The sequence below is a fragment of the Proteiniphilum sp. UBA1028 genome (genome assembly GCF_002316955.1).
In the GTDB taxonomy this organism is placed as follows: Bacteria; Bacteroidota; Bacteroidia; order Bacteroidales; family Dysgonomonadaceae; genus Proteiniphilum.
Genome location: NZ_DCEN01000084.1, coordinates 10,675 through 17,757 on the forward strand (window position 1 = coordinate 10,675; position 7,083 = coordinate 17,757).

Consider the following 7,083-nt stretch of genomic DNA (forward strand, 5'->3'; position numbering starts at 1 on the left):
CCATTTCCGATAAGGCGACTTCAGCTAAAACAACTTCAAATTATTATGCCTCAGGAATATCCACTTCAGAACTGTCTGTGGAGAGTCATATTGCCGAAGAGCAGGTTGTCTTGATTACAGGGGAATGGGATATCCGCTTTGAGCGGGATTCCGCACTCCAAATTAGCCGGAAAGAGTTGTTCGACTGGAGCAAGGAGGAGGATAAAAGAATACGTTATTATTCAGGAACCGCCCTATACAGTACGGTTTTTCAGTCCGACATGAAACCGGAGAATAAGAAGATTTATCTGGATTTGGGTAATCTGCCTGATATGGCAGATGTGTATGTGAACAATATTCATTGTGGTACGGCATGGACATATCCCAATAGGGTGAACATAACCAAAGCTTTGCAAAAAGGAGAAAACAAATTGAATATAAGGGTTGTAAACGGATGGGCTAACAGGATAAAGGGAGTCGGCGATGGTGAGGTTGAAGACGATAATATATGGACCAATGCTACCTACTGGATAGCCGATCAGCCATTACAGTCATCCGGACTGCTTGGACCCTTGACATTGATTGTATCCGATAAATAATTCAAGTTATGCATATTTCATGAACAGAATTTTATATTTCGTCCTGATTGGCTTCCTCTTTTCGGCACAATGGGTGCTCTCTGAAGAAATCAGCTTTCCCGCCTTCATATCGGATGGTATGGTGTTGCAACAGCGCTCCAACGCTCCACTATGGGGTAAATCATCCGAAAACAGTGAAATAACGGTCGTCACCTCATGGGACAATAAAAAGTATATTACCCGGTCGGACGAAAAAGGTAACTGGAAGTTACGCGTGGCAACTCCGGCTGCCGGCGGGCCTTATTCCATTACCTTTGAGGAAGAGGGTAAGAGGAATGCCCCCGGCAGTGCAACTACTTCGGGCAGTGTGGCTACCACAGGTACCGGGACTAACCGGACTACGCTCCACGATATTTTAATCGGTGAGGTGTGGCTCTGTTCAGGCCAGTCGAACATGGAGATGCCGATGAAAGGGTTTAAAAATCAGCCGGTGGAGAATTCGAACATGGATATCTTGCGATCTGCCAACCCCGAACTGAGGTTGTTTACCGTGAAAAGAAATTCCACAATTGTACCTCAGGAGGATGTTAGCGGCGAGTGGTCGGCTGCGGAACCTGTTTCAGTAAGGGAGTTCAGTGCGACCGGCTACTATTTCGGAAGGCTGGTGCAGGAGATACTAAATGTTCCCGTAGGACTCATTAATTCGAGCTGGGGCGGCTCCTGGGTTGAGTCATGGATGGGTAGTGAGATGCTGGCCTCTTTTCCGGAAGTTGAAATACCTGAAAATGAAAGTGATATTCGCGAAAAAAACAGAACACCCACCACACTATACAATGCGATGATTGCGCCGTTGACCGGGTATGCCATAAGAGGGATGATCTGGTATCAGGGAGAATCCAATTATGATCGCCACGAAACTTATACACACCTGCTTAAAGCGATGGTAGCGGGTTGGCGGGCAGAGTGGGGGCAAGGTTCATTCCCGTTTTATTATTGTCAGATAGCACCTTATGAATATGGACTGATTACCCCCGAAGGCGAAAAGGTCATCAACTCGGCCTATTTGCGGGAAGCACAACTGAAGGCGGAAAAAGAGATAGAAAATGCAGGAATGGTCGTATTGCTGGATGCAGGAATGGAGAAAGGTATTCATCCGGTAAAAAAAAGAGTCGCGGGAGAACGGCTTGCATTGCAAGCGCTGGCCAAAACGTATCATGTTGACGGAATTGCTGCCGATTCGCCCGTTTATAAGGAGATGTCGGTCCAGGGTGATACCTGTGTGCTGAGTTTCGACAGGGCCGAAATGTGGCTCACCGCACGAGACGGGGAGTTGAACAACTTTACTGTCGCTGGTGAGGACAAGGTGTTTTATCCTGCCAAAGCCTGGATCGACAGAAGCAAAGTATATGTTCAATCTGAGGATGTTAAGCATCCGGTAGCTGTACGCTACGCATTTGAGAATTATGTAGAGGGGGATTTGTACGGCACGGAGGGCCTTCCTGTCTCTTCCTTCAGAACTGATGACTGGTAAAATGAATTGGAAATTGTTGTTTTTTTGTTTGGCTACATGCTTGCCTTTTTACTGTTTCCCTTCTTCCACAGTAGTTACTCATGCTGCAGCCATGTCTTCTCATGTTAAAATTGCTGATGAGAACCGTCAGAGCCATGTCGGTATCGACATGTATAATCCCCTATGGCGTACCCAAAGCACGGGTTCCGACGAATCGATGCCCTGTGGTGGTGGAGATATCGGATTGAACGTGTGGACTGAGAATGATGATATTCTTTTTTATATCACCCGCAGTGGATCGTTCGACGAAAATAACACGTTGCTTAAATTGGGTCGCGTAAGGCTTAGGTTAACACCAAATCCTTTTACAGAACATAACTTCCGGCAGGAGCTAAGGCTGAAGGAGGGTAATATTGAAATTTCGGGAGGGAGCACCAAAATCCGGGTTTGGGTTGATGTCTTCAATCCGATAATCCATCTGGAGATAGCGAGTCCCGAAAAAATTGAAACTGAAGTGTTTTATGAAAACTGGCGGCACAAGGATAGAATAGTCAGAAAGGGAGAAGGAAATCAGAACTCCTACAAATGGGCTTTACCTGCCGGCTTACATACGAAGAGCGATCTCGTGGAGCCGGAAAAGGGAGCTGTCACGTTCTATCACAAAAACAACGACCCCACTATCTTTGATGTGACGGTAGCCCAACAGGGGCTCGACTCGGTGAAAACCCTGCTTTATAATCCGTTAAGAAACCTCATTTCCGGTGGAAAACTATGGGGAGACAACCTGCAGTATAATCATTCGGGCACCGATGTCTACGCGGATACTGATTTCAGATACTGGGCTTTCAGAAGTAAAAGGCCGGCATCGACACATCGTATTTATGTAGCGCTGCACAACCAGCAGGAAGAGACGGTTGCCGACTGGATGAAGGGTTTAAACAACATATCGGCACGGGCATACAGTCCGTCAGCCAGACTGGAAACGGAAAGATGGTGGAAACAGTTCTGGGAAAGAAGTTACATCATCGTCGACAGGAAAAAAAAGGAATCCGCATCCTGGAAAATCGGAAGAAACTACCAGCTTTTCCGTTACATGTTGGGATGCAATGCCTATGGGTGCTATCCCACAAAATTTAACGGTGGCCTATTCACATTCGATCCCTCCGCTGTGGATTCAGCGCAGGCATTTACTCCCGATTACAGAAAATGGGGCGGGGGGACGTTCACGGCACAGAATCAGCGGCTGGTATATTTCCCCATGCTGAAAAGCGGAGACTATGATATGATGTTCGCTCAGTTCGATTTCTATCTTCGTCTTTTGAAGAATGCAGAACTCAGGTCGCAAATCTATTGGGGCCACGAGGGAGCCTGTTTTACCGAACAGATGGAAAACTTCGGCCTGCCCAATCCGAGTGAATATGGTTGGAAAAGGCCCTCCTATTTTGACAGGGGAATAGAGTATAATGCCTGGCTGGAGTATCAGTGGGATACGGTGCTGGAGTTTTGTCTGATGATATTGGAAACAAACGCATACAACGATAGCAATATTACCAGATATATTCCGTTCATAGAGAGTTGCCTCACCTTTTTTGATGAGCATTATACGCTTCTTGCCATGCAAAGAGGAGCTAAATCCAGGGATGAGAACGGTCACCTGATACTCTATCCCGGTACGGCATGCGAAACCTACAAGATGTCATATAACGCTGCTTCGACAGTTTCGGCATTACACGTAGTGCTGGAGAAGCTGATTGCGCTTGAGAATCACCCGGTGGACAAGGAGAGGTGGAAAAAGATGCAGTCCCGTATTCCGCCGCTCACAACCCGCGTGGTGAATGGAAAAGAGATGATTGCCCCGGCGAAGTTGTGGGAGAGGATCAACAATGTGGAATCACCGCAACTATATCCGGTATTTCCATGGCGGCGCTACGGGATTGGAAAAGAGGATCTGGAGCTGGCTATCAATACCTATAAGTATGATCCGGATATGATTCGTTTCAGGAGCCATGTAGGGTGGAAACAGGATAATATTTTTGCCGCATGCCTTGGATTGACGGAGGAGGCAAAGCGACTGACATTGTTGAAAATGGCCGATGGTCCTTTTCGTTTTCCCGCTTTCTGGGGTCCCGGGTTTGATTGGGCACCCGATCATAACTGGGGTGGAAGTGGGATGATTGGCCTGCAGGAGATGCTTGTGCAGACAGCAGATGAGAAGATCTTCCTTTTTCCCTCCTGGTCAAAAGAGTGGGATGTATGCTTCAGGCTCCATCTACCTGAAAATACCATTGTCGAAGCAGAGCTGGTGGATGGGAAGTTGCACAAGATGAATGTCCTGCCATCCTCCAGAGAGAAAGATGTGATAAATATGTTAAAGAATTAAATATGAGAAAGAGTCTTGCGATATTGTCTGTAATGTTTCTGCTCTTTATGGTTCGGTTCAATCTGCAGGCGAGCATACCGGAAACGTCCGCAGCCGGTTTTTTTGAATTGAGGGAGAGTGGACGGATCATCCAAAATTTTAATCCCGGATGGCGTTTTAAAAAGGGAAACATTGAATATGGCGAATCAATCGGACTGGATGATGCCGACTGGGAGATTGTTTCAACTCCTCACACCGTTGAACTGATGCCGGCTGAAGCCAGTGGTGGCCGTAATTATCAGGGACCTGTCTGGTATAGAAAACACTTTGTCGTTGATTCTTCGCTGGAAAACAGGGAACTCTCTCTTTGGTTTGAAGCGGTCATGGGCAGGTCCGTCGTTTATCTCAACGGGAAGAAGGTGAAAGAGCATATTGGTGGCTACCTCCCATTCTCTGTATCACTCACCGATGCGGGTGTGCAGCCGGGTGATACCTGTCTGGTGGCGCTGTATGCCGATAACAGCGACGACAAGAGCTATCCGCCGGGAAAGCCACAATATACCCTCGACTTTGCCTATCACGGAGGTATTTACCGGGATGTATGGCTGATTGCCAAATCGAGGGTTGCCATAACCAATGCGGTGGAGGCAAACAAGGTTGCAGGTGGCGGGGTGTTTGTGCATTTTGATCGTATTGGTGAAAAAAGTGCCGATATATTTATCGATACCGACATTGAAAACAACGATGTCAAAACCAGAAGTGTTGTTTTACTGACCGAACTGTGCGATGCCGGAGGCAATGTGTTAAAGTCGGAGAGGAGTCAGGTGCGGCTCGGTCCGGGGAAGGATAAAACAGTGAAACAAAAAATCACCCTCGAAAATCCGAACCTGTGGTCGCCCCGAAATCCATACCTCTATCGGATCAATTCGAGGGTGCTGGAAAGAGATAAGCCTTTGGACGGCGGAACGACACGTATTGGCATAAGGAGTGCGGAGTTCCGGGGAAAGGATGGCTTTTATCTTAACGGGAAACCTTATGGTCAACTGATCGGAGCCAACCGGCACCAGGACTTTGCCTATGTGGGCAATGCGGTTCCTAATTCACAGCATTGGCGGGATGCAAAAAAACTGCGCGATGCTGGATGTGAAATCATCCGTGCTGCTCATTATCCGCAGGACCCCGCCTTTATGGACGCATGCGATGAGTTGGGCATGTTTGTCATTGTGGCCACACCCGGATGGCAGTACTGGAATAAAGATCCGGAGTTCGGACGTCTGGCGCAGCAAAATAACCGGCAAATGATTCGACGTGACAGAAATCACCCCTCCGTGCTCGTTTGGGAGCCTATTTTAAATGAAACCCGGTTTCCGCTCGATTTCTCACTGGAGGCACTGAAAATCACAAAAGAGGAGTATCCCTATCCCGGTGCACCGGTTGCGGCAGGCGATCTTCATTCCGAGGGTGTATCGGATCATTATGGGCTGGTTTATGGATGGCCAAATGACGAAGGTAAGGTAAAACAGAGTATCTTTACGCGTGAATTTGGAGAGAATGTGGATGACTGGTATGCACACAATAACAACAACAGGGCATCCAGGAGCTGGGGTGAGCAGCCTCAACTGGTGCAAGCCCTCTCGCTGGCCGAATCCTATGGTGCCATGTTCAATACTACCGGACAGTTTATCGGTGGCGCACAATGGCATCCGTTCGATCATCAGCGCGGGTATCACCCCGATCCCTACTTCGGGGGGATTTTTGATGCTTTTCGTCAGCCAAAGTATGCCTTTCAGATGTTTAAGAGTCAGGTAGATCCGCACACTTCCCATCCCGTGGCAGAGACAGGTCCCATGGTATTTATCGCCCATGAGATTACTCCTTTCTCCGGCAAAGATGTGGTCGTTTTCAGCAATTGCGATTCGGTGCGGCTCATTGTTTATGAGACAGACACCCTGCTGGAAAAAGTGGAAACTGTTACCAGGGGAATTCCCTATGCACCGCTGGTGTTTAAGGATGTATTTGATTTCTGGGAAATGAGAGAATATAGCTATGTACAGAAAAACTGGCAAAAAGTAAGCATCGTGGCCGAAGGATTGATAGATGGAAAGGTGGTGGCCAGGACCAAAAAGATGCCCTCGAGGCGATCCACAAAGCTTCGGCTATACGTTGACAACGAAGGTACTTCACTGGTTGCCGACGGGTCCGATTTCGTGGTCGTTGTGGCAGAGGTGACCGATGATAATGGCAATGTACGAAGGCTGGCGAAAGAACAAATTTTCTTCTCCGTGGAAGGGGAGGGAACGATTGTTGGGGGAGCAGCTATCAGTGCCAATCCCCGTGCAGTTGAGTTTGGCTCGGCACCGCTGTTGGTGCGTTCCACCAAAACTCCGGGGAAAATAAAAATAAGTGCCCGTGTACTGTTCGAAGGTACCCATGCCCCTTCACCTGCCGAAATAGAAATAGAAAGTGTCTCCCCTTTATTTCGGCTGAATTATCTGGAAGAAGGCGAAAGCTTTCAGGGAAGTGCATCCACAAGGAATGGACGTTCATCGGAACAACTCAGTGAAGAGGAAAAAAGAAGAGTCCTGGATGAGGTGGAGCGGCAACAAACCGATTTTGGTGAAAAACATCAGAAAAAATAATGCAATAAACCGAATAAT

The 7,083-nt window shown here is 47.8% G+C and carries 4 protein-coding genes; all 4 read left to right on the forward strand.

Annotation, left to right across the window (positions count from 1 at the left end; translation table 11 throughout):
• Positions 1-578, forward strand: a 578-nt coding sequence (locus B3Z75_RS13415) for a glycosylhydrolase-like jelly roll fold domain-containing protein (protein WP_349676043.1), incomplete at its 5' end; no start/stop codon positions are given.
• 19 nt (positions 579-597) lie between these two features.
• Positions 598-2,088: a sialate O-acetylesterase gene (locus tag B3Z75_RS13420; protein WP_294072777.1), complete on the forward strand. Its 1,491-nt coding sequence runs from the start codon at positions 598-600 to the stop codon at positions 2,086-2,088.
• Positions 2,089-2,236: 148 nt separating this feature from the next.
• Positions 2,237-4,447, forward strand: coding sequence for a DUF5703 domain-containing protein (locus tag B3Z75_RS13425; protein ID WP_294072817.1), 2,211 nt, complete (start codon positions 2,237-2,239; stop codon positions 4,445-4,447).
• A 2-nt stretch (positions 4,448-4,449) separates the two neighbouring features.
• Positions 4,450-7,065, forward strand: coding sequence for a glycoside hydrolase family 2 protein (locus B3Z75_RS13430; RefSeq protein ID WP_414702905.1), 2,616 nt, complete (start codon positions 4,450-4,452; stop codon positions 7,063-7,065).
• The last annotated feature ends 18 nt before the right edge of the window (positions 7,066-7,083 follow it).